A 24,258-nucleotide genomic window follows, 5' to 3' on the forward strand; every position below is an offset into this window, starting at 1 on the left:
CTTATCGTTAAACATGGAAACCGCATGAATCAGGAACTGCAAAACGCCATGGCGTTCTACGAGCCTGCTCCACAGGACGCTTACCCAGGCGTCGAGGGGAAATGTCTCTGGCTATGGGAAGTGCTACAGGGGGATTTCCACGAAAGTCCTACCACGGCACAAACTGTCACTGGAACGTTGATTTTCATGATTCCCTTGGTGGACCAGATAGGCGATGTGCGTGACCTGGTTGCCAATTGCCGAAAAATCAACAAGGACACAGACGATACTTGGGCGTGGGTCGCATTGATTCTGACGCTCATTGGATTATTTCCGACGTTAGGCTCACTGGCGAAAGGGTGTGTCAAGGTTGTGATTTTCCAAGTGCGGAGGGATATCTTTAAAGCGACAGCAGTTATGTCGAAAGTAGAAGCGCCAGTAATTGATAAGGCTGTGTCGTCTTTGAAACGCTATTTGGATGATCCAAAAGTTAGAAGATTTTTGGCCGCGATGAAGATCCATAATCCATTTCTGTATTTGGCAGGAAAACTGGATGACGTGAAGAGTAGGCTTACAATCAAGGGGTTGCTGGAAAAATTCGATGAACTGATGCAGGTGACGCGTCAGCTTTTCGATTCAGTCATAACGTTTGGTCCAGAAGCATTACGTGGTCGGGTAGAGCGATTGTGGACAGTTTTAGTAAGCGTCAGGAACAAGGCTGATGAAGGAATGGCAAAGACCCTGCGGCCAGCTCAGGACTGTCTGGACCAGATCATTAACCGCCTGCGGGTGGAGGGTGACAACGCTTATCGTGCTCGGTTGGGAAATAATAATCATGTGTTAGGAAACCGCGAGAATGCCGAGCTGGAGTTAATCCAACGGAAAAAGCCGGATTGGGTGGATGAAGTTGATGATCCGAGTTATCCGGCCTTGAAAAATTTTCCATCAAAAGCATTGGAAAGTATTGCTGAGGGCTGGCCAGATATTAGCGCAACCTCCAAAAGCCCAGTGAGAAATAAGTTCAATACCTTCGATGAGTCTATGAGAGCTGCTGAAGTATCGCCAGGGGAGCGTCTCTATCGGGTCGTGGAGCCCGGGGCGAAATCTTTCGACAATGGCGGCTTTTGGATACGCAAAGTTGAATTTCAACGGCTTACTTCGAAAAGTGAATGGCGACGCAATTTTGCGGTATGGAAAAGCTGGAATGAGAACGGCGAGTACTTGGTTTACACCGTACCGCCTGGGCAACCCCTGAAAGTTTGGGAAGGGCGTGCGGCCACACAAAAATTTGAATCAATGGATACTTATAAATTGGAGGGAGGGCGGGAACAGATTTTATTAGATCCAAATAACCTCAAGCCGGGCTTTACAAGTCCTCGAAAGAGCACCGGTTGGGGCTATGACGACGGTACCGGCAACCCCGACTTAGACCCGCTTAAACCCTACCTGGGCCTGCCCGATTTGACCCACAACTGGTATGAATAAAAGGACTTGAACATGGCCGTACTCCACCCTCTTGAATGCTACTTGTTGGAAAGATTCAGTTCAGCTGAGCACATCGCCGCCACTCGTGATGCGGTGATCGAATTAATAGACGCGCATGAGGCTGCTTATGCAAGGCTCCAGCGTGAATCTGATCCGCGGCAGCGCAGCAAGCCGGTATGGCAACAGGGCGATGTGATCTGGGGGACTCGAGTATTGCCCAACATACGCCCCGCTCGAGAGCGTTATATCAAGGCCTATATTTTGCGCTGCCATAACGATCCGCAGACATTCCAAGGCGTTGGTAACACTTTAATCAACTGGAATCGGGGTATTGACGAATTCTGGGACGGCTGGATGACTGAAGAGGAGCGACAGTGCATTTCGCTAGCACGAGATCGTGCTAGCGAACTCGATCAACGGCTAGGTACGACTGCTGGGGGGGAGTGGGATGAAGGTGATTTGACCTATAACGGACAAGACAGGGTTTATCGACTTGATGAGTTGCCTCAGCGTATTCCGAGATATGTGCTAGATCCAAGCGTGCGGATAGAAAAGAACGAGCGCCCCCAACAGATGGGTATTTACCTGCCAGATGCAGATTCCGCAGCTGCACATTTGCTGTACCCCACCCAGTGGGTTGAGGGAGGGAAACAAGTTCGACGGGGTGTAAGACGTAGCACTTGGGTCAATCCTGATACCGGCAAGCGTGACTACGACTGGGAAGGGTACGAACGCATTAAAACCGGTTGGACATTGATCCGCCGGGTAGAAGACGAATTCGTCGACGTACCTGAACGAGGCTTCTTCCCCAAGGGTGAACCGGACGAACTGTACACCTGGCTCGAGCGCGAAGCGCAGTTCATCAGACGGGATGGTGTCTTTATCACGGCTCTGTCGGGAGAGCCCGCAAGTCACACCGGCAAATGGTCGATCTTCGGCCGCAAGGGCTTTGAATACCTCGACCTGCAAAAGGGCCAGCGCTTGCCGCATAAGGACGAGCAATCGGTGAAGTGGACTCTGATCGCACGGGCTGATGGTGGGTCTTGTACCGAACCTAAGGGGAAGTCTTGAAATGGCCGTTTTGCATCCGCTTGAATGCTATCTGCTGGAAAGCTTCAGTTCCCCCGAGCACTTCGCTGTTACTCGCGATGCGATTATCGAGTGGGTTGACGCCCACGAGGCGGCTTTTTCACGCTTGCAAGCGATTCTCGATCCGCATGAGCGTAGTAAACCGCATTGGCAACAAGGCGATATAGTCTGGGGTCACCGTTTATTGCCAGAAATCCGTCTTAAGCGGGATGACTATATCAACGCTTATATCCAGCGCGTGAATAATGATCCATCGGCGCTCAACGCCGTTGGCACCATAAATTTTAATGACCAATGCTTCAGCGAGTTCAGGAATGGCTGGATGCTTGAGGAGGAACGACAGCTTATTTCGGAAAAGCGCGAACGGGCTTCAACATTGGATAAGCGATTATCAAAAACGTCCAGCGGAAACTGGGATGAGGGTGAATTTACCTATAATGGACAAGACAGAATCTATCGACTCAATGAGCTTCCTCAGCGTATTCCCCGCTATGAGCTGGATCCCAGCGTACGTATAAAGAGTGATGAGCGCCCAAAACAAATGGGTGTTTATCTACCGGACGTGAGTTTTGCAGCTGCGCAATGGCTGTATCCCACCGAGCGATTTAGGGGTGGCAAGCAAGTCCGGCGTGGGCTCAGACGTAGAACGTGGTTTGCTACCGATGCTGATAAACGCGATTTCGATTGGCGTGAGGGTGAGTTGGTTGAAACCGGTTGGACGCTGATCCGCCGGGTGGAAGGCGAATTCATCGATGTCCCGGAGCGAGGCTTCTTTCCCAAGGGTGAACCGGACGAGCTGTACACCTGGCCCGAGCGCGAAGCGCAATTCATCGTTACAGGTGCCCACCGTCAGGGAAGCGAACCTCATCTCACGAAATGATGATGGATCGTAAAATTGATCTATGAACAGGTATTGTTATTTAAAATGAAAAAGATTATCCATGGATCTGTCGTTTTTCTTCTCTGGATTGCCGGGCTTTTAAGTCGGGTTGCGTACTTTATCTTGCTCGCGTCATGGCATATTTTCTTGTTTGTGGCGAATTGTTTGATCGCAGCTGTGTGCTTGGGTGTTTACAGTATCTTGCGAAAAACAGGATTTACTTTGTCAGTAACAGAAAGACGCAACCTAATCAGGGTGTTGCGCCGCGTACCGTTGAGGAAAACTTGGCGAGAGATAAAGTGGGCAAGGCAACCTGTGTCTGCCAAGCCTTTCGCAATCAATCTTCGTGAAACAGATCCATATTGTTTTATTGGTATGAAACTGTCTGAAGTAAGCACGATATTACGAGTTGGTGACTATGAGGAATGGGGTGGGGATCGTGGTGAAAGATATATAACGTGGAGGCGGGTGGGGTTTGAAGTTCAATGTAGTTTTTATAGTGAGGTTTGTGCTTGTTGTAGTTTCTATATTAGAAGCGAGCAGGGTGGTTTAACTGAGATTTCCAGAACGATATAGCCATGCAGCGTGTTTCTCCTCAGAAATAGCAGTGCATATTATAAATATTGATCATGTTTCAAAAAGGGGAAGAGATGAAAGGAATTATCCGAATCGGCGACAGCACCACCAACGGCGGTGCTGTGCTATCAGGCGCCACGGGGATGCGCTTTGGCGGTATCGGCGTGGCCCGTCAAGGTGATCCGGTCCGGTGTGGTAAACACGGTCCGACAATAATTAGCGAGGGGCATCCTACCTTTCGTAACAACGGCATCCCCATCGCCTTTCATGGGCATGTGTGCGCCTGTGGCTGTGCCTTGGTTTCGTCCTTGCCCAACGCGACGGCGAGCTGATTTTATGCCGGTCAAATTGTACGAGGTACCCCCTGAACTGACCCCGCCACCGGCCCCGCGTGCATGGCGTTGGCTGGTTTTGCTGCCGGTGTTACTGCTGCTGAGTCTCGGGCTGACGTTGTGGTTGGGAGGTGACGCCTTGACTCAGCATCCGCGCCTGCTTTGGCAGATCGGGCTTGGGGCACCCATGGCGATCTGGTTTTTCCTGAGCTTGATCCGTGCCTTGGTGTATCTCGGCCAATTGAGCGTGGCTGACGGCTGGAACGATGAGCGTGAAGCGGACCTGGTTCAGAAGATGCGTCAGGGGCGTCGCTCGCAGCAAGTGCTGGCGGTGAGTTTGCATACCGCATTGCGGGAAACGGGAGCGCACGATGGCGAGGCGCAGCGGGACGCTTTGCTCGACGCGCACAAGGCCTTACGTGTCCAGGCTGCCTGGCAACCCTGTGAAGAGGGCATTCGACACAGTCGCTTGGCGGTCGAACAGGGCGGTATGCCTGAGGCGGTGCTGCGCAGGGTATTGCGGCAAGTATTAAGTGATCTCGCCCGGGTGCTGCAAGCGCTGCCCGAGGACAAGCCGCTGGCTCTGTTGCTGGAAATGGACACCAGCGTTTCCGAGGAAAACCTCAACGGACTGTGGCAGGACGTCTGGTCCGAGTCCGGTATACGCCAGACGGTCACACGACTTGAAGGCCGCGGGCTGGCAGCGGTGGATGACTGGCTGGATCAGCGTATCCGCGAACAGACGCTGTTGCTGGTGGTGGCGTTTCAGGTTGCGCCGGCGCAAGCGGAGGATACAGCCGAAGCGGTGGTGGGTTTGCTCTTGGGTAACCGCCTGACGCAAACCACGCTGGAGCCGCTGGCTTATCTGCATCGTCCTGAACCGGTGCGCACGCCGACCTCTGAAGGTGTGCTCTATGCCACTCACCAAGCCCTCGACTGGGTCCCGGTGGAGGCGGCGTCGATTCGGCATGCCTAGTGCGTCGGAACCGATGCCCAGCGTGCTTCGGCGATCACCACGGCGATCAGCGACGTCGGGATGCCGTTGAAGGTTGAACAGGGGTTGCACGACCTCGACGCCATTCTGGGCAATCCAGGTTGCGCGACACCCTGGGTAGCGATTGCTGCTGCAGTGGAGTCGATCCGCGACGAGGGAGAGCCACATCTCATTTTCAGTAGGGATAGCACCGCCGACGCATGGTTGTGGTGCTCGGCCGTCATGCCCCCCTCTCCGAATCAGGAATAAATAGCTGATGCGCAATAGTCGTTCGATAGGGTTGTGGATAGCGCTCGTGGTCATTGTGTTCGGAGTGAGCCTGTGTCTGCTGATCGGGTGGCGACCCGAGTGGCTGGGGATCCACCCGGAGACGCCAGAGCAAACGATGGGGTGGTGGGGCACGATCAGTATGATCTTGGTAGTGTTGGCACTGGCCGGTGGTTACTTGTTGATGGGCCTGAAGATGGGGCGCGTCTCTTTTCGGCAGCAGAGAGGAGACGACCGCGCCATTTCGGCTCCTGCGCCTGCCGCTGAAAACAAGGCGGACTCCTTTTCTGAATCGGTGCTGCGAGATCATCTCTACCGCAATCACGGTCCCTTCTGGCGCCGCAAAATCCGCCTGCTACTGGTCGTCGGCGAACCCGAACAAATCCACGCCATCGCCCCGCAACTCACTCAAAAAAACTGGGTGGAAGGCCAGGACACCGTCCTGATCTGGGGCGGTAGTGTCCAAGGCAATGTGGAGGACGCGCCCTTCAAACAGTACCTCAGCCTCAACCGCTGGCGCGCACTCGACGGCGTGATCTGGGCCCTGAACAAAGAGCAGTCCAGCGATGCCGCCGCAATGGGCGCCGGCGTGCGCTACCTGCAAACCCTGGCCCGCCACCTGCAGTGGCAGTTGCCGCTGTACCTGTGGCAAGTTTGCGCCAGTGAGTGGCCGCAGCCCCAGCGCACAACCCAAGCGGTCGGTTGCCTGCTGCCCGCCCGCGCCACCGCCGTAGACCTGGAAACCTCCCTGGACCAGCTGATCCTGCCCTTGCGCGAATCAGGCTGGGCGCAAATATTCGGCGACATGAAACACGACTTCCTGCTGCGCCTGTCGCGCGATCTGCAGGCCGAGGGCATTGCCCGCTGGCGCCAGGCGCTCGCGCCGCTGTTCGGCGAATTTGCCCGTGGTCTGCCGTTGCGCGGGCTGTGGTTCAGCCTGCCATTGCCCGAACACAAGGATCACGCGGCACACCATTGGCCCATCGACCCGGCCTGGCAGGGCGTGCTCGAGGACAAGTACGTGCACAGTCGCCGTTTGGGCCGACACCCCGTGCGCATCGGCTCGGCAGTGGTCATGGGCCTGGCGCTGGTGTGGGGCGCCGGCATGCTGCTGTCCTTCGCCACCCAGCGCGTGCAGATTGCCCAGGTGCAGACGTCGCTGGTCGCCTTGGAGCAGTCGCAAACGGGCGACGCCCAACTGCTGGCCCTGAACGACCTGATGCGCGAACTGGCGCGCCTGGATTACCGCGCCGAACACGGCGCGCCCTGGTACCAGCGCTTCGGCCTGAACCAGAACCAGAACCTGCTGGAAAAAATCCAACCGATCTATGTCGAAGCCAACCAGCGCCTGCTGCGCGACCCGGCCGTCGCCAACCTGAAAGCCAAACTCAACGCGCTGATCAAGCTGCCCCCGGGCAGTGCCGAACGCGCGCAACGGGCCCGGGAGGCCTACGACCAGCTCAAGGCCTACCTGATGCTGGCGCACCCGGAAAAAACCGACGCGGCGTTCCTGACCAAGGTCCTCCAAGAAGCCGAACCCACCCGCGCCGGAATATCCCCGGGTCTCTGGCAAGGCCTGTCACCAAGCCTGTGGCAGTTCTACGCCGAGCACCTGGCGGCGCACCCCGAGTGGCGCATCGAGGCCGACCCGAAACTGGTCGCCCAGGCCCGGCAGGTGCTGCTCGGCCAACTGGGCCAGCGCAATGCCGAAACCAGCCTCTATCAACAGGTGTTAGAGGGCGCGGCCAACCACGCCCCGGCCTTGAGCCTGGCGCAAATGGTCGGCGACACCGAGGCCGGCGCGCTGTTCACCAGCAAGGCCAGCGTGCCCGGCGTGTTCACCCGCCAGGCCTGGGAAGGCCAGGTGCGCCAGGCCATCGATGCCATCGCCGAAGCACGCCGCGAGGAAATCGACTGGGTGCTCAGCGACCACCCCGCCGAGCTCGATGCCGCCCTGACCCCGGACGTGCTGCGGGCGCGCCTCACGCAACGCTACTTCGAGGACTACGCCAGCGCCTGGCTGGATTTTCTCAACCGTCTGCGCTGGCAGCCGGCCGCTAGCCTGGGCGAGGTGATCGACCAGTTGACGCTGATGAGCGACGTGCGCCAGTCGCCGTTGATCGCACTGATGAACACCCTGGCCTACCAGGGTCAGGCCGGCGTGCGCGGCCAGGCGTTGGCCGAGTCGCTGATGCAGTCCGCGCAGAAACTGGTCGGCCAGGCCCCGGTGCCAGCGATCGACCAGACGTTGCAGGGCCCGAGCGGTCCGCTGGACGCCACCTTCGGCCCGTTGCTGGCGCTGCTGGGCAAAGACGCTGAAGGTGGCGACAGCGACCGCTTGAGCCTGCAAGCCTTCCTCAACCGCGTCACCCGGGTGCGCCTGAAACTGCAGCAAGTGCACAACGCGCCCGATCCGCAGGCCATGACCCAGGCCCTGGCGCAAAGCGTGTTCCAGGGCAAGAACGTCGAACTCACCGACACCCAGGCCTACGGCAGCCTGCTCGCCGCCAGCCTCGGCGCCGAGTGGGGCCAGGTGGGCGAAACGCTGTTGGTGCAGCCGCTGGACCAGGCCTGGCAACGGGTGCTGCAACCCTCGGCGGCGGGCCTCAACCGCCAGTGGCAGCGCGCAATCGTCAGCGACTGGCACAGCGCCTTTGCCGGCCGTTTCCCCTTCGCCGCCACCAGCAGCGACGCCTCCTTGCCGATGCTGGGGCAGATGATCCGCGCCGATTCCGGGCGCATCGACCAGTTCCTGCAGCAGCAACTGGGCGGCGTATTGCGCCGGGAAGGCAGCCGCTGGGTCGCCGATCCGCGGCACAGCCAGGGCTTGCGGTTCAACCCGCAATTTCTCAGTGCCATCAACCAGCTCAGCCACCTGGCCGACGTGCTCTACACCGACGGCGGCATGGGCCTGAGTTTCGAACTGCGCGGCAAAGCGGTGCGCGACGTGGTGCAAACCACCTTCGTGCTCAATGGCGAGAAACACGAATACTTCAACCAGAAGGAAAGCTGGCAGCGCTTCAGCTGGCCCGGCTTCAGCAGCCACCCGGGCACCAGTTTGACCTGGACCAGCGTGCAGGCCAGTGAACGGCTGTTCGGTGATTATGAAGGCACCTGGGGCTTGATCCGCCTGCTGGAAAAAGCCCGGCTCACCCCGCTGAACGACAGCGACAGCCTGCATCGCCTGCAGCTCAAGGCCCCGGACGGCCTGGAACTGACCTGGAACCTGCGCACGGAACTGGGGGCGGGGCCGTTGGCGTTGCTGAAGTTGCGGGGGTTCACCTTGCCCCAGCAGATTTTTCTCAGTGAAAACGATGAGGCGGTGCTCAAGGGGCAAAAGAGGAGGAGCAAATGAATGTCCGCCAGAAAACCTGCAAGTCGCCGCGAAGTATGAGTGCTGAGCGCTGAGTTGAAATGAAAAATGCCCGTGTCGTGAGATGCAGGCATTTTCTCGCTCACGTTGAAAACCGACACTTCCTACGCACTCATCAGAACCGTCTTATTTCCAACTAAGTCAACTTCACCAAAGCTTCCAACCCCCAGGACCAGGGCGGAAGCAAAGCCCTTCCTCTCGTCAACATTCAGACCAGGAAGGCCTGATCATGCCCAACCCCATACGTACCTTCTTCGACCACAGCCGGCACAAACTCAGCGTCCACAAATTCGACGCCACCCTCGACGTCCTGGCCTTCCACGGCGAAGAACAACTCAGCCAGCCCTTCCACTACGTCATCGAATTCACCTGCACCGAGCAGGACATCGCCGCCGACCAGCTGCTCAACCGCGACGCCCGCTTCAGCCTGCACGCCCCACCGCGCAAGCCCACCTTCCTGACCCGGGACCTCCCAATCAAACCGCTGCGCACCCTGCACGGCGTGGTCACCGGCTTCAAACGCCTGTCCGGCTCCGTCGACGAAGCCCGCTACGAAATCACCCTGCAATCGCGCCTGGCCTTGCTCGCCCGCGGCCAGCAATTCCGCCTCTATCAACACCAGTCCGTGCCGGAAATCGTCGAACACATCCTGCGCAGCCGCCACGATTTTCGCGGCGAGGATTTTTTCTTCAAGCTCACCCGCAAGTACCCCAGGCGCCTGCAAGTCATGCAATACGGCGAAAGCGACCTGGCCTTCATCGCCCGCCTGCTGGCCGAAGTCGGCATCTGGTACCGCTTCACCAGCGACGAACGCCTGCACCTCGACGTCGTCGAATTCCACGACGACCAGCTGCATTACCAGTCCGGCATCGAGCTGCCTTGCCACTCGCCGGCCGGCCTGAGCAGCAGCGAGCAGGACGGCGTCTGGGCCTTGCAAACCCAACACCAGGTGGTGGAACGCCAGGTCAATATCCGCACCTACCAGCACCGCGACGCCTACGCCCACCTGGACGGCGAGATCGACCACACCCGCGGCGCGACCACCACCTACGGCGAGGCCTACCACTACGCCGAACCCTACACCGCCCTCGGCGACCGCTATCAATTCTACGAAGACCTGCCACCGGAAACCGGCTACTTCTACGCCCGCCTGCAACACGAACGTTACCTCAACGACCAGACCCGCCTCAGCGGCACCAGCAGCAGCGCCACCCTGGCCCCGGGCCAGGTGCTGAAAATCACCGGCGGCGCGCCCCAGGCCTTCGCCCGCGGCACGGTCATCACCCACCTCAGCACCCGCGCCGCCCGCGACGCCAGCTTCGAAGCCCGGTTCCAGGCCATCCCCTATTCGGAAAGCGTGTGCTTCCGCCCACCGCTGCAGCCCAAACCGCAAATCGCCGGCACCCTCCCGGCCCGGGTCAGCAACCCGCAAAAACACGACCCCTACGCCGAAATCGACGTTGAAGGGCGCTACTGCGTGCAGTTCCTGTTCGACCGCGACACCTGGAAACCCGGCGAGGAAAGCATGTGGCTGCGCCTGGCCCGGCCCTACGCCGGCGACACCCACGGCCTGCATTTGCCGCTGATCGCCGGCACCGAAGTCGCGGTGGCCTTCGAGCAGGGCGACCCGGACCGCCCCTACATCGCCCACGCCCTGCACGACAGCGAGCACCGCGACCACGTGACCCTGCGCGCACGCAATTACAAACGCAACGTGCTGCGCACGCCGGCCAACAACAAGCTGCGGATGGAGGACACAAGGGGGAAAGAGCACGTCAAGCTGAGTACCGAGCACAGTGGCAAGAGCCAGCTGAATCTGGGGCATCTGGTCGATGCCGAGCAGCAGCGGCGGGGTGAAGGGTTTGAGTTGCGCACCGATGGGTGGGGGGCGATTCGGGCGGGGAAGGGGCTGTTTATCAGTGCCGATGAACAGGCCAAGGCCGAGGGGCCGGTCCTGGAAATGAGCGCGGCCATCGGCCGCCTGCAACAGGCGGGGGAGCAACTGCAACACCTCTCCGTCGATGCCCAGGCCGCCAACGCAGATCCCGCCGACGTAACCGCGCAACTGAACCTGCTCCAGCAAGACCTTGAGCAACTCAAGTCGTCCGTGCTGCTGCTCAGCGCCCCCCAAGGCATCGCCCTCACCAGCGGCAAACACCTGCAATTGGCGGCGCAAAACAACCTGATGCTCAACGCCGGCGGCGAAGCCGACCTCAGCGTGGTCAAGCGCCTGTTCATCGGCGTGGGGCGGGGGCTCAGCCTGTTCGTGCGCAAGCTGGGCATCAAGCTGATCGCCAACCACGGGCCAGTAAGCGTGCAAGCGCAAAACGACACGCTCGAGGTGATGGCACGCCACGGCCTGGCGATCACCAGTACCGAAGACGAAATCCACATCACCGCCAAGAAGAAAATCACCCTCAACGCCGGCGGCAGCTACATCACCCTGGATGCGTACAGCATCGAATCGGGCACGGCGGGTGATTACAACGTCAAGTCGGCGGATTTCAATTACAGCGGCCCCGCCAGCATGAAGGCGACGCATCCGGAATATCCGCAAAGCCTGGCCAAACAGATTTTGCGCCTAAGCGTCCCGCAAGCCCCCAACGCTCCCGACCAAGGCTGGGCGGGAATGCCCTACACGCTATACGCCGACAACGCTTTGCTCCAGCGAGGCGTGCTGGACAAGACCGGTCAGCTATCGATCGAGCATCAAGTCGTGACCCGCGGTTACCGCCTGGACCTGGCCAACGGTCTGCGGTTCCAGATCCCGGTTCCCACCGACTACCGCAACGCCGAGCAAGCGCATCTGGCCAACAAAGGCCTGCAAAACCACCCCTCGCAAACCGACCCCGAGGTGAGCCAACCCACCTCGCACACGGACCACCGCGCGCTGTACGCGGCGGTGTTGGAAGGCATCACTGACCAGGAAGGGAAAACACAATGAATCACCCCGACATCGTATCGCCAGCCGCGCTGCAGCACACCAGCGAGGTCACCTGCATCTCGCCCTGGTTTGTGCAGAACACCGAATACCATCCAGTGAAGGCCACCTATCGTCCCTTGATCAATGGCGAAGAAACCTTCAAGGCCGTGCACCTGGCCATCGCGGCGGCCACGAAATCCATCGACATCATCTGCTGGGGATTTCAGCCGTCGATGTATTTCATCCGCGATGGCAAGGCGCCGAGCATCGGCGATCTGCTCAAAGCCAAGGCCAAGCAAGGCGTGCGTGTCCGCATGCTGGGGTGGGAAATGTTGTTCAACTCCGCCGGGGCGGCGGGTGAAGCCAACCTGCCCGGTAAAGGTCCGCTCCGAATCCGCAACCGGGCGCTGCAGCCCTCCACGGATGACCAATATGCCTCTGACCGCCAATGGTTTGCCGATTGCGCCGTGGCAGATGATCAAGCGATCGAGCAGGGCGCACGTGCGTTGCCGGTGTTCGTCAGTCGCGGTTTCGATCTGGATGAACGGGCGGAAATAGCCTATCAGGTGAAATACCACAGCCTCGATCCGCAGATCAGTTTCGGCACGCGCTTTGCCCTGAGGTGGGCCGCGACCCATCACCAGAAAAGCGTACTCGTCGATTACGAACTGGCGGATCGCGCCGTCGGTTTTGTCATGGGCCATAACATGCTCGACGAGTACTGGGACACCGATTCCCATACGGCATTGAATCGGGCCAAGGACCGCAAGCCCAGACCCGACCGTGGCCCGCGCGGCGATACACCCCGCCAGGACATCTCCAGCCAGGTCAGCGGGCCGATTCTGGAACACCTGCACCACAACTTCGCCACCGCCTGGCGCAAGGAAACCGGCGAGGACTTGCTCGCTTCCCGCCAAGCCATGCAGGTGGGACCGAAACTCCAGTGCACGGCGGGTGAAATCCGCCAGCTGGCGCAGCTCGTGCGGACCCAGCCCCAGGAAGGCAAACGCGATATCGAGCGGCTCTACCTGCAAGCCATCAACAACGCGACCCAGTTCATCTACATCGAGAATCAGTATTTTCGCTGGCCACATCTGGCCGAGTTCATCAAGGCGGTCGCCGCCGGCCAGACCCTGGCCGGGCGCGATCCGGGTATCCATGGTTCGTTGCACCTGTTCGTGATCACCAATGCGACCGCCGACGGTGTGGGGCCGGGCACCGTCAACACCCAGCGCATGCTCGAAAGCCTCGGGCGCGCCGACACCATTCCACAGGTGACGAAGCTGCGGCGTATTGAACAGCTGAAACGAGAGGCTCCACCACGGCCACGTCCCGAGGTGCGGGATCGCGCCGGGCAGAGGGAACTTGCGCAATGGCAGGACGAGCTTGATCGGCAAATCCGGGAGGTCAACGAAAGCACCATCATGGCGGATCTGAATATTCCGAACCTGAAAGTCCACATATGTTCACTGGTCGCCCCCGATTCGCCGCCAGGAGAGAAATGGATGCCGGTGTACATCCATTCAAAGTTGATGATCGTCAATGACGTGTTCACCACGCATGGCTCGGCCAACATCAACACCCGCAGCATGCAGGTCGACAGCGAGCTGAATATTGCGCACGAGTGGGCGAGTGTGACGCAGGCGTTGCGGCGGCGGTTGTGGGGGATGCATACGAAGGGATTGGGCGCGCAGGATGATGCGGAACAGGCATTCGATGCTTGGAAAGAAATTATCAAGGAAAACAAAAATCGCCAAAAAGACAAGGATGTGCCCCATGCCCCTCTTGTCGAATTTTTTTACGAGCAAGCGAAGTTGAGGAACAAGGACTAATGCGCCCCATTTTCTTGCTGTCATGCCTGCTGCTAGCCGCTTGCGGCAGCGTCGGCGCTCATAATTTAAAGACGAAGGATATTCCCGTGAATCCGTTAACCGAGATCAAGGCCAAGCTGGTTTTCGACTGCGTACACGAGCAGATTCCTGCGCCGACGGCCGAAGCCGACGTGCTATTTCAATATGCACGCTGGTTGCAGAAGAACAACCAGCTCAAACCGAACAAGACTGTTGATGTCGAGATCGAACGCCTATACCGCATCGCCGCAGAAAACAACCATTACAAGGCCAACATTAATCTGCAAAACGGTGCCATGCGCGGGCAATTTGCGCTTCGTAGTACGGAGCATTTGCGGCTGAGCCAGCAACTGATCGATGCTGGAGTAGCGACCGGATTTTACTTCATCGGCATTTTTCTGCAGCAGGGTTCAGCAGGGCTGCAAAAGGATGCGGAAATGTCACTGCGCTACTTTCGCAAGGCTGCCGATCGAGGCAATGCCCAGGCCCAATACTTTGTTGGTGACAAGCTAGCACCCATCGACCTTGCGCCAGACATCGCCCGGCAAATGCGCCGCTGTGCGGCCGAACAGGGAAATGGGGAGGCAGCTGTCGAACTGGGTGTTTATCTTAAGAGAAAGGGACACTACAACGATGCACTCGAAGCATTTCAATTTGGAGTCGCTGCTGGTGACAGCACCTCGGCGTCTTTTTTGTACAAATCCTTCCGCAACCCGCCACCCTCAAATGAATTGCATTACCTGGGTCAAACGGAAGATAACGAACGCGCCGAACGTTACGAAAAAATCTGGAGAGTTCTCGCGAGATACTCCTACGCCAACCCCACCGTCCCCGAAATCAACGAAATCCTCCCCTTACCTCCAGCCAAACTACCCGCCTGGGACGGCAAACTCCAATGGCTCGAAGCCCGCCTGGCCAACGTCCCGCCAGAAAAACCCAGCGCAGCCCTGATCGACCAACTAGCCAAGGCCATGGTGCTCGATCCCGCCACAGGCAAGCCCATGCCGGGTTCACCTTCGTTCAGCGAAACTCAGTTCCTGGAACCAACCTGCCCCAGCAACTCCGCCTGCCCGGAGAGCGGCTACTGGAAGATCATGTGGTCCGGTGAGGGGCGTCATGTATTGCTGGATCGCAACGTCCCTCGCTATTTCAAGCAAGGCGAGATCATGCCCGAGGCGCGGTTCGGATTTTATGGCAAGCGGCTCTGGCCCCTGTCGGATAAACCCATGGAAACTCAGCTAGGGGTGACATGGGGGCTGCTCGGATGACGATACAAACCCGTCTCCGGAAGATCCGAAGGGCCTGTCCAAGCACCCCGAACGTCCGGAGTCGCCGCATCCGCTTCTATTTCTTGATCTATTTCTTAGGTGCGGCCTTGGCCGGTTGTAATGACCCCTACCTCAGTCCCCCTGGGCCGGATGATGAGGGCAGTCCGGGCCAAAAGGTATGTTACGAATTCACGGATGGATCGCGGGGTAAATGCACTCCCGATCTGCGTCCTGTCTTTAGCAATTACGTTGTTAAACGGGGACAGGTTTATTGGATGGAAACAAACACGGGTTACGATACAAGCTGCTATTTAGGTGCGCTGACGTTCTTTTTTGAAGTTGACTTGTGGAGGTGTCTGAAATCAGAAACAGGCGGCATTGAATTAATCGAAACGCGAAAACTCGTTAACGTTGCAGCGTACTCACCCGCATTTCAATCCCTGCAAGCTACTGAGCCCACACATGTCAAGTGGCAGCAGGAGCAATTTGCGAATTATGCAAAAGACAATAACGCAGTTTACTTCAAAGACGAAAAAATCGATGGCGCTGATCCCAGTGAGTTCTCGATCATTTTCCCGTTTGGGGATGATGAGATGTGGAAGGATTTTAGCGTGGCGCAAAGCGGGAAATCTTTGTTTTTTAAATGGAACTTAATTGAGGATTTTGAGCTAAGCAAGTTTCGCGTGCTTAGTCCCGTTCGGTGTCCGGAACACGGGCTCAGTTGTGTTGAAAATTTCGACGATTTAAAAAATTATAGAACTCACCATGGAGTGCTAGGGCGGGTAGGGGATGATGTTGTTCTGCTGCAAAGTCACGACATTGTGCGGTTTCCTGACATGGCATCGCCAGATATGTTCATGTTTATGACTCGCTATAAAGCTTACCTATACACCCACAAAAAATTTTATGAGTTGAGTGGTGATTACAAAAAAGAATTGCGTGAAATGAATGTTGTGTTTTATGAGAATTATTAATGCATTTCCTGACTAGGTGTTAAATATTGAACGCATTTCAAGAGTTTTCATTGCTGCCTAGGCTGCGATGGAGTTATAGCCATGAGCTGGCATTCAACTTCATGGAGAGGGTTGTTGGCGTTGGGCAAAAGACTGCAATCTCATTAGTACTATTTCTTTGCTTCGGGAGCTCGTTAGCATTAGGCAGCCCGGGTAGTCGTGATGAGACAGATATGTCCACCCTAGCTGCGACCCATACGTTTTACTCAACAATATATCCATCTGAGTGGACTTCCGATTTTTCGTCGGGCTTGTCCGCAGATCGAGATTATAAAATTATAATTCAAGCGCGGGATGACGCTGCTGCCTTTGCCGCCAGTGAGGGTGCATATAGAGGCGCGTTTCTAGAGGCGGCGATTGCGGTGCTGAACATTCGTGGTAAGGAGCAAAGTGATATGGAACTGGCAACTTGGATTCTATCGAAGACTTCATTTATCGAATAAGTGAAAAGCTGTAATTGGAGGCTGTTCGACGAAGGATGGTAACGGCCTGGTCGAATAGGTGGATGCTGGAAAATGCCCGTATCACGAGAGGCGGGCGTTCTGGGGCGATGGACTTATATTGACTGCCAGGCAGCCTTCGCGGGCAAGTCGGGTCGCCGCACCGCTCGCTCCTACAAGGTTTTCGTGTAACCACGATTAAAACATTGGCCGAGGCCAGCGACTCACAGGCATGGACAAGCAGGGTTTCATTATCGAACTCGGGATTGACGATGAACATGGCGCCGGGTTTGCGCGGCGTGGCCATGATGTGGGCGGCCGCTCAGCTTTACAGCCTGGTCGAGACAGTCAAAGGCCAACGGCCAAGAGCCTCATGCATGGCTGTCCCATGCACTCGAGCGTCTGCCAGCGGCCGCTTCGGTTGAAGATTACGAAGCTTTGTTACCATGGAACTGCTCGCCAATATCGCTTAGCTGAGCGCACTACTCAAATGGAAGTCGATGGGGAGACTGAGTGCCCACCACAAACTCGACGTTACCTGTTGAATATGAGCGGAGCAACGATCATGAAATACGACGACAAACTGATTGAAGACGCCGTGCTTGCCCTGTTGACAACCTTCAGTTCCGACAAAGGCAATGCCTGGAAAGGGTTCGACTTCGAGGTCATGAACCGATTGCATGAGCATGGTTTCATCAGTGATCCGGTGAACAAGAGCAAATCGATCTGGTTGACGGAGGAAGGACTGGAGCAAGGTCGGCAAATTGCCGACCGGTTATTCGGGGTGCGAACTCAAGTGGGGCATGCATCCGACTCTGAGACCTGACTTCATACCACGACCACGCTGGGTGCATCTGAGTATCGTCTAGCTGAGCGCATCCACTTCAGAGTCGGTGGGGTGTATGGAGCGCTAACGTTCAACCGCCGGATGCGCAAAACCGCACATCCGGTGGTGGGGGAGGGGTAACGAGCGTGAGCCAGTTGCCTCCACCCAATCAGGGTATTGATCGCTCAAATTGCTCAACTGACCGGCATTGGCACCGGCGAGTCAAAAACCAACCGTCAGCGGTCGTTCTTGCTGCTTGAGTCGCCCGCATTACGCAGGCCTTTGGTATTGTTAGCGCCTGGCGTGGTGCGAGAGATCGCACTCGCCTTGGACAACCCCCGGGTATCTCTGTCATGCGCCACGTCGGATGTCACCGAACCATGGCCATTGGCATCATTGCGCGTACCGCCGTAATGCTTGCCGCTGTCGCCTCTATCCCGAACGGCTTTCCCGGCGTGATCGCTGCTTAGCCCCTTGCCATTCCCAACCGAGCCACCGGAATGACCGGCGCCACCGCCAGTACCGCCACCGTGACCACCGCCGTTGCCGCCACCATTACCGCCGCCGTTGCCGCCACCACCTCCGCCGCCGTTGCCGCCGCCACCACCGCCACCGTTGCCACCACCACCACCACCGCCTGCGGCTTCAGCAGAGGAGACGAGCGATAGCTCACCCGGCAACAGGGTTGTCCCCGCAAGCATCAGGGCGCAAACAGCAACAACCATCAAATTTTTCTTTTTTATAAACATGATGCCTCCAGGCGATTGAATTGCACCCTCGTCAGACACGGACCTTGAATTTAGGTTCTCGCCCCCGATACAAAGGTTTCGCGGCGGCTTCAATCCTGAGCGCCCATAAAAAAGCCACCCGCAAAGGTGGCTTTTCAATACAACCCAGTCAGGCTATCAGTAAGCCTTGCCCGTCTTGTAGAAGTTCTCGAAGCAGAAGTTGGTCGCATCGATGTAGCCTTCAGCGCCACCGCAGTCAAAACGCTTGCCCTTGAACTTGTAGGCCATCACGCAGCCGTTTTGTGCCTGCTTCATCAGGGCGTCGGTGATCTGGATTTCACCACCCTTGCCTGGTTCGGTATCTTCGAGCAGGTCGAAGATGTCCGGGGTCAGGATGTAGCGACCGATGATCGCCAGGTTCGACGGTGCATCTTCAGGCTTTGGCTTCTCGACCATGCTGTGCACGCGGTAGATGTCGTCGCGGATCATTTCGCCGGCAATCACGCCGTACTTGTGGGTTTCCTGCGGATCGACTTCCTGGATGGCGACGATCGAGCAGCGGAACTGCTTGTACAGCTTGACCATCTGGGTCAGTACGCCGTCACCGTCGAGGTTGACGCACAAGTCATCCGCCAGGACCACGGCGAAGGGTTCGTCGCCGATCAGTGGGCGGCCGGTCAGGATCGCGTGGCCCAGGCCTTTCATTTCGGTCTGGCGCGTGTAGGAGAACGAGCAGTTGTCGAGCAGCTTGCGGATGCCGACCAGGTACTTTTCCTTGTCGGTGCCCTTGATCTGGTTTTCCAGCTCGTAGCTGATGTCGAAGTGGTCTTCCAGGGCGCGTTTACCACGACCGGTGACGATGGAGATTTCGGTCAAACCGGCGTCCAGTGCTTCTTCGACGCCGTACTGGATCAGTGGCTTGTTTACCACCGGCAGCATTTCTTTGGGCATGGCTTTGGTCGCTGGGAGGAAGCGAGTGCCGTAACCGGCTGCTGGGAACAGGCATTTTTTGATCATGTGAATCCTTGATTAATTGGTGCATCCATGTTTTCGGCGCAGTCGAAATCAGGCAGAAGACTTCTTACAACACCCGATGCTGACTAACTGACTGCTTAGAGTTGCCCAGAGGGACCAAGCCCAAGGAGAGCGTTGGCCTAACTAATCAGCTAACGTCCGGCGACGTCATTCCAGAAGAAGCTTTCTTAAGCCTCATACCCTGATATCCACGCCACGCCAGAATAACCACCAGCCCGCACAAAACCCCCAGCGCATTAGCCATCATGTCGCCCAAGGACGCAGTACGCAGCGGCAGTAAACTTTGCTCCAGCTCGATCAACATTGAACCCACCAGCGGCAAAACTACCAACCAGCCCAACCGAGTCCGGGGGAACGCCAAAAAGGCGCTCACCGTCAGACAAAAGAACCCCGCCCAGTGATGCAGCTTGTCCTGATTTTCGAACATTTGTGGCACTGGCTCGCCGCGCATACCGGCGAAACACAGCACCAGCAGGATCACGAAAAACGCCAGCTTGGGCAGGACACGCAGAATCCGCTGCTTCATTCGGTGACCTTGTAGAAGTTGTTGTGGAAGAGGTCGATGTTGCGACGCTCCGTCAGTGAGTACAGCGAGTAGCTGCGAGCCAGGGCAGCGCCACCGTCTCGAGTCAGCGGTGACCAAGCCAGTGAGGCCCTGCGGGTGGTGGAGCTGGACATCAATTCATCGAACGGAATCGAGAAGTAAATGCCCTTGCCGAAACTACCCTCGCCATATTCTTCCTTGGTCGCGTTGGTGACCGTCACCCAGCCACCGAACCGTACGCCATTGCTGAACTCACGGGACAGGTCCAGGGTGACCCCTATATCTCTAGCTAGGTAGCGCCCGACACTGAGCGCGCCGAGGATGTCCTGGAACGAACTGCGGTAGTAAAGCGTGGCATTCCCGGTGACCGTACTATAGTCACGCAGGCCGAAGCCTTGATTGAAATCGCGCTGCTTGACCCAGTTCATGTCCACACCTACGGCCCAGCGCTCGCCCATCGGACGGTACAACGCCTCACCGCCGACGCCGGCGTACATCGACTCTAGATAACCACCGTAGAGCATGCCATAGAGGTCCTGGTCCAGCTGCTTGACCTTGTTCATCTGGAAGGTCGGCATCGTGATGTCCGAGGTCGTCATGTACTGACGCAGGTCGGTTCGCACTCGCGGCAGGCCGCTGGGGGCGTCGTACTTGAACTTGTCATAGTTGTTCAGCAGGTTGGCGCTCAGGGTACCGCTCCACCACAAATCAGGCTGGAAGCGATACTCGGCGGTCAGGTCGGCACTGAACTGATACAGCAGGAACCCATCGGGACCGCCGATGTTCTGTTTGTAGCCCAGGCCTAGGCCATAGGTGAACGGATCCGGCTTCTGCGCGAACAGGGTCTTTTCCTGATGCGGCACAGGGACGTTCTGTTCGGTGACCCGGCGCAGATCTTCCAGCGGTCGGTCTTCCTGCACCACTTCGCGGAAAGTGTCCCTCGGCAGGCTGACTTCCTGGACCGGCAAGCTGTAGCGCGTATCGACCAGGGTAAACCAGTCGATCTTGTCGTTGACGCTGTTGTCGAGAATGCGTGAGGCGCGGCCGACGGCTTTCGGGGTATGGAAATAGCGGCCTTGTTCGCCGTAGACGATCAGCTCGGAATCGCGCTGGGTGATGCGCGAAACGGTATAACCTGCGTTGTTCTGCAAACGCTTGGCGACACCGGCCCATTGAACGTCGGTAGGCGCGGTGGCTGGTTTGACATCCGGAACCGGTTCGGGCTTCGGGTCGAAGCTTTTGGTCGGTGCTTTGCGGGTGGCAAAGTTGGTGTGCAGTGTGATGCCGAACATCGCGGTATTGCCGCGTTCCCAGGCTGCGTGCAGGTCGACCGTATCGTTAGCTTTGAATACCAAACCGAGGTTAATTGGGGAATCCTGGATCTGATTGTTGTTCTGAGGCTCGTGCTGGTAGTCGTTGCCTTCGTATTCGAGTTTCAGCGACAGCGGATCCCAAGGGGTTTGGTAGGTCACGCCGCCGAAGAAGGAAGGGGAGCCGCGGAAATAGGTGTTTCCGTTAAAGTTACCTTGGTTGCTGGTAGCTGGGCGTTCATCAAACTTGTCATCCAGCCAGCCCAATGGGTTGTCGATATCACCACGATTGCCGATATAGCCCCAAGCCAAGCCTAAGCTCAGGTCGAAGTTGCCAACGCGTTTGTTGCCAACAAAATATTCGCTGGAGAAAAGACCGGTACCACCAATGTCACGTCCGCCTAGTGCAACTTCGGGTATCCAGTGACTTTCCTCAAGCAAGCGTACTTTGGCGTCAATCGCCTTGTCCTTATAGCTTTGGCTACCACTCAGGGATTCCGGGCCATAATCGCGGTTACTGATCGAGGTGTAACGGAACGACCCTTCCAGCCAATCGAAGGGCTGAAAAGACACGCTGTAGCGACTGTAGGGATCGGTACGGCTGGCAGTCAACGACAATTCACCAGCAGGTGCCATGCGCGCGCTCGGCGTTTGCAACAAACCTACACCACCGAAATCACTCTGTGTATAGCGCGGCTCGGCCACCGCCCATGTGCAGCAACCGAGCAACAGGCAAGGGATCAAGTGATACTTCATGGCGTCACCTCCAGCAGTGGCTGGGTGGCGATGAAAGCAGCCAGTTCGGTGTTCAGGTCAGGCGTAGGATCGCCCTTGGCGCTACTGCGCAGCGGCACATAAATACGTGCTCCCGGCGCGGGCGGGACGGATTTTGTTTCGTTCCAGAGTGCAATGCCTTGCTGGAAAACGCGCCCATCCGGCTGGACGATAAAGAGCTGATCAGCGTCGGCACCAGGATCACGAGGACAGCTTTTTAAATAGTCAGTGGCCGGCTGCAAAGGCTTGTACGCCAACTCGCATTCACCCAGCACTGCACCCAAAACCTTCACTGTGATAGGGCGGGCAGGGTAGAGCAGCACATCACCATTGCTCAGGTACGGGTTATCACCACGATTCAGTTCGACCCGCACCGGATCAAGCTGAGCCACCCTCCGGCCTGTCACCGGCATGGCTTGCACTTTGTCGCTGAGGCGCGCGGCGAGCTCGGCCAACTCGGTTTGATCGTCCTGCAATGCGTTGCTACGCACAGTTGCGAGATCGAACAGTACGCCCAACTTTAGGCGCTCCTGCGCATTGCGCAGCGGGACATGCAACCACGCAGCACCGAGCAAGTACGCCTTTGGATTAACCTGGGCTGGCAACAAAACGTCATGCAGGCGCATGCCTTCCTGGAACGAGTAACGCCCGGGTTTGGCGGCATCGCCCTGCACAGTGACCAGCGAGTCAGCATTTACGGCAAACGTCATGAACAGGCTGCAGCAAAGCAGCCAGGAGGAACGAAGAATCATTGAACTACCGGCTTATTCGGGCGCACTTGAACAATGCGTAGGGGCAATTCGGGGGTCAGGTGCTGCACACTGGCCATGATGAAGCCGTCGGCAGGGTCGACCCAGTACTGGTTCCGCGCGGTAAAGTCCAGGCCGTCCATTGCGATCTCTTCGTCCACGCGCAATAGCTCCACGTCGCGGTCGAGGATTTGTACGGTTTCGAGGCCTTTCTTCTCAAAGCGGCTGGTGAGGATCACACCCATCCGATAACCGTCGGTGAAGTCCACATGGCGACGGGTTTGCAGGCCATCGGCTATGCGGTGCAGACCGATCTTGAAGGGGGATTCGCCATCAAAGCGAGTGCCGTCGAGGTTGTCGTTGAAACCGACACTGCGGATGGCCAGGCCATCCTCGAGCATCAGGATCTGGCGAGTCGAGGCCATCCAGAAACCTACACCGTCTTGCTGACGTACCAACGCCATCACGGCTTCACCCGTAGGGGCGGCAATGGTGATCTGGTAGTACGGCGTCGCATCCACCTGTTGGCGGGTAAGTTCCAGGGGCTCAGGACCTTCGAAAGCGGCCTTAAGCGTGTCCAGGGAGGCGGTCATCAACGGGTTGCAGGCGCTCACCAGCAAGGAGGCCACCGATAGGGTGGCCAGTCGCAGAAATTTCACAAGAATTCCAATTCTTAGTTGGTGCTACCCAAGTCTTCTTGAATGCTGACACCGGTGCGCAGCAAATTTGCAGAGGGGAAAACTTGACTGATAAAACGGTTCCAACGAGTAACATCGGCCGGACCGACATAAACTACATCTTGGGGCTGCAGTTTGAAGTGCTGAGCCAGTGCGAACGCTGAAGGTGACTTCAGATCGATTTGAAATACTTTCACGGGCTCATCTGCCAGATTCTCTACTCCGCGAATCACATATACCTCTTTACCGCTTGAGGTTTCTTGGCGCAGACCGCCTACAGTACCCAGGGCATCAGTGAGGTTCATGTTGCTGCCCTTGAAATTAATGGCTCGCGATGCAGTAACCTCACCCAACACATAAACCTTTTTCTGATCGTTGTAGGGAAGGTGCAGTTGGTCACCATCCTTCAGGTAAAGATTGTGTAGGTTAGAATTCTTGCGATTGAGCGCATCGAGATCGATCAGATATTCACGACCATCGCGCTTGAGAACCAGACCGGAGATGTCAGCAGATTCTGTCACCACTGAGCCTTGTCCTATAGCATCCAATAGCCTTAGGGGAGTATTGGTGATTGGAACCTGACCGGTTTTAAGGAATGCACCGGAGAGGATGATCTTCTGGCTTACAAAGCGCAGGATGCTGACATCCACCTGCGGTTCGGCGACAACCTTTGCCAGACGCGAAGCGATGGCCGAGCGCAGTTCCTCGATGGTTTTACCAGCCGCTTCAATGGTGCCTACATAGGGGTAGAACAGTGAACCATCGGGACGAACCAAGCGTCCGTTCGCTTCAATCTGCTGCTGCGAGCCGGAGGGCGCGGTCAGCTCCGGGTGGTCCCATACTGTGATGAAGATCAGGTCACCTGCACCAATCCGGTATTCCACAGGCTGATAGCTCAGCAATTCAGGGGCAACAACGTTCGATCGGTCAGCCGCTGCTTCGATGGCTACCAGTTTGGGGGTAATGGGCAACAGTTCGATCCGGCTGCTTTCTGGTGAACCTTCACGTACCAAGTTGCCTGTGTCCATGTGCTGACCAGGGGAAAATATGCAGCCTTGCAGGGTCAGGCCAACCAACATGGCCAAGGGAAGCGCGCGATTCATTGTCGAAATTGCTCGAAGGAATAGGCAAAACAAAACCTCCCAG

General features: G+C 57.3%; 20 protein-coding genes and 2 pseudogenes. 14 read left to right on the forward strand and 8 right to left on the reverse strand.

The window, feature by feature from the left end:
* The first annotated feature begins 24 nt into the window (after positions 1-24).
* The 12 genes from PMA3_RS08375 (at position 25) to PMA3_RS08420 (ending at position 16,472) form a co-directional block, all read left to right on the forward strand.
* Positions 25-1,464, forward strand: a complete 1,440-nt coding sequence (locus tag PMA3_RS08375; protein WP_064676716.1) for a hypothetical protein — start codon at positions 25-27, stop codon at positions 1,462-1,464.
* A gap of 12 nt (positions 1,465-1,476) precedes the next feature.
* A complete protein-coding gene (locus tag PMA3_RS08380) occupies positions 1,477-2,535 on the forward strand; it encodes a hypothetical protein (protein WP_064676717.1) in 1,059 nt (352 codons plus the stop codon).
* Position 2,536: 1 nt separating this feature from the next.
* On the forward strand, positions 2,537-3,433 hold the full coding sequence (locus tag PMA3_RS08385; protein ID WP_064676718.1) for a hypothetical protein: 897 nt from the start codon (positions 2,537-2,539) through the stop codon (positions 3,431-3,433).
* A gap of 15 nt (positions 3,434-3,448) precedes the next feature.
* The gene (locus tag PMA3_RS32420; protein WP_152032245.1) at positions 3,449-4,009 is read left to right on the forward strand and encodes a hypothetical protein; all 561 of its coding nucleotides are present in this window, start codon (positions 3,449-3,451) and stop codon (positions 4,007-4,009) included.
* A 74-nt stretch (positions 4,010-4,083) separates the two neighbouring features.
* Positions 4,084-4,341, forward strand: a complete 258-nt coding sequence (locus PMA3_RS30570; protein ID WP_082930463.1) for a PAAR domain-containing protein — start codon at positions 4,084-4,086, stop codon at positions 4,339-4,341.
* Between the two features lie 4 nt (positions 4,342-4,345).
* Complete coding sequence (locus tag PMA3_RS08390; RefSeq protein WP_237140697.1) at positions 4,346-5,317, forward strand: hypothetical protein; 972 nt, start codon at positions 4,346-4,348, stop codon at positions 5,315-5,317.
* Positions 5,318-5,786: 469 nt separating this feature from the next.
* Entirely contained in the window at positions 5,787-8,957 is a 3,171-nt protein-coding gene (locus PMA3_RS08395; protein ID WP_420848686.1) for an ImcF-related family protein, read from the forward strand.
* 247 nt (positions 8,958-9,204) lie between these two features.
* Complete coding sequence (locus tag PMA3_RS08400; RefSeq protein WP_064676720.1) at positions 9,205-11,919, forward strand: type VI secretion system Vgr family protein; 2,715 nt, start codon at positions 9,205-9,207, stop codon at positions 11,917-11,919.
* Positions 11,916-13,730 (forward strand): phospholipase D-like domain-containing protein, encoded by a 1,815-nt coding sequence (locus PMA3_RS08405; RefSeq protein ID WP_064676721.1) that lies wholly within the window; start codon positions 11,916-11,918, stop codon positions 13,728-13,730. Before PMA3_RS08400 ends, PMA3_RS08405 begins: the two co-directional genes overlap by 4 nt.
* Complete coding sequence (locus PMA3_RS08410; RefSeq protein WP_064676722.1) at positions 13,730-15,016, forward strand: SEL1-like repeat protein; 1,287 nt, start codon at positions 13,730-13,732, stop codon at positions 15,014-15,016. The genes PMA3_RS08405 and PMA3_RS08410 overlap by 1 nt, the downstream gene beginning before the upstream one ends.
* A 275-nt stretch (positions 15,017-15,291) precedes the next feature.
* The gene (locus PMA3_RS30575) at positions 15,292-15,990 is read left to right on the forward strand and encodes a DKNYY domain-containing protein (RefSeq protein WP_161491136.1); all 699 of its coding nucleotides are present in this window, start codon (positions 15,292-15,294) and stop codon (positions 15,988-15,990) included.
* Between the two features lie 212 nt (positions 15,991-16,202).
* Positions 16,203-16,472 (forward strand): DUF2388 domain-containing protein, encoded by a 270-nt coding sequence (locus PMA3_RS08420; RefSeq protein WP_102136396.1) that lies wholly within the window; start codon positions 16,203-16,205, stop codon positions 16,470-16,472.
* Positions 16,473-16,668: 196 nt separating this feature from the next.
* On the opposite strand, the pseudogene PMA3_RS33545 reads toward PMA3_RS08420, so the two are convergent.
* Positions 16,669-16,779: pseudogene (locus PMA3_RS33545) on the reverse strand (DUF6124 family protein); the annotation flags it as partial.
* A 4-nt stretch (positions 16,780-16,783) separates the two neighbouring features.
* Here PMA3_RS33545 and PMA3_RS30585 point away from each other — a divergent pair.
* Both PMA3_RS30585 and PMA3_RS08425 read left to right on the forward strand, forming a co-directional pair.
* Positions 16,784-16,946, forward strand: a pseudogene (locus tag PMA3_RS30585) (transposase domain-containing protein); the annotation flags it as partial.
* 88 nt (positions 16,947-17,034) lie between these two features.
* Positions 17,035-17,295 carry a DUF6429 family protein gene (locus tag PMA3_RS08425; RefSeq protein WP_064676724.1) on the forward strand — a complete coding sequence of 87 codons (261 nt, stop codon included), beginning with the start codon at positions 17,035-17,037 and terminating at the stop codon, positions 17,293-17,295.
* Positions 17,296-17,531: 236 nt separating this feature from the next.
* Here PMA3_RS08425 and PMA3_RS32890 read toward each other — a convergent pair whose 3' ends face one another.
* From PMA3_RS32890 to PMA3_RS08455, 7 genes are all read right to left on the reverse strand, one after another.
* Complete coding sequence (locus PMA3_RS32890; RefSeq protein WP_193408121.1) at positions 17,532-18,044, reverse strand: hypothetical protein; 513 nt, start codon at positions 18,042-18,044, stop codon at positions 17,532-17,534.
* A gap of 156 nt (positions 18,045-18,200) precedes the next feature.
* On the reverse strand, positions 18,201-19,040 hold the full coding sequence (gene galU / locus PMA3_RS08430; protein ID WP_064676725.1) for a UTP--glucose-1-phosphate uridylyltransferase GalU: 840 nt from the start codon (positions 19,038-19,040) through the stop codon (positions 18,201-18,203).
* Between the two features lie 145 nt (positions 19,041-19,185).
* Complete coding sequence (locus tag PMA3_RS08435) at positions 19,186-19,584, reverse strand: VanZ family protein (protein WP_064676726.1); 399 nt, start codon at positions 19,582-19,584, stop codon at positions 19,186-19,188.
* Positions 19,581-21,668 (reverse strand): YjbH domain-containing protein, encoded by a 2,088-nt coding sequence (locus PMA3_RS08440; protein ID WP_064676727.1) that lies wholly within the window; start codon positions 21,666-21,668, stop codon positions 19,581-19,583. The genes PMA3_RS08435 and PMA3_RS08440 overlap by 4 nt, the downstream gene beginning before the upstream one ends.
* Complete coding sequence (locus tag PMA3_RS08445; RefSeq protein WP_082930277.1) at positions 21,665-22,438, reverse strand: capsule biosynthesis GfcC family protein; 774 nt, start codon at positions 22,436-22,438, stop codon at positions 21,665-21,667. Before PMA3_RS08445 ends, PMA3_RS08440 begins: the two co-directional genes overlap by 4 nt.
* The gene (locus PMA3_RS08450; protein ID WP_064676728.1) at positions 22,435-23,094 is read right to left on the reverse strand and encodes a YjbF family lipoprotein; all 660 of its coding nucleotides are present in this window, start codon (positions 23,092-23,094) and stop codon (positions 22,435-22,437) included. The genes PMA3_RS08445 and PMA3_RS08450 overlap by 4 nt, the downstream gene beginning before the upstream one ends.
* A gap of 14 nt (positions 23,095-23,108) precedes the next feature.
* The gene (locus PMA3_RS08455) at positions 23,109-24,215 is read right to left on the reverse strand and encodes a polysaccharide biosynthesis/export family protein (RefSeq protein ID WP_064676729.1); all 1,107 of its coding nucleotides are present in this window, start codon (positions 24,213-24,215) and stop codon (positions 23,109-23,111) included.
* Between the last annotated feature and the right edge of the window lie 43 nt (positions 24,216-24,258).

It is taken from the genome of Pseudomonas silesiensis (assembly GCF_001661075.1).
GTDB lineage: Bacteria > Pseudomonadota > Gammaproteobacteria > Pseudomonadales > Pseudomonadaceae > Aquipseudomonas > Aquipseudomonas silesiensis.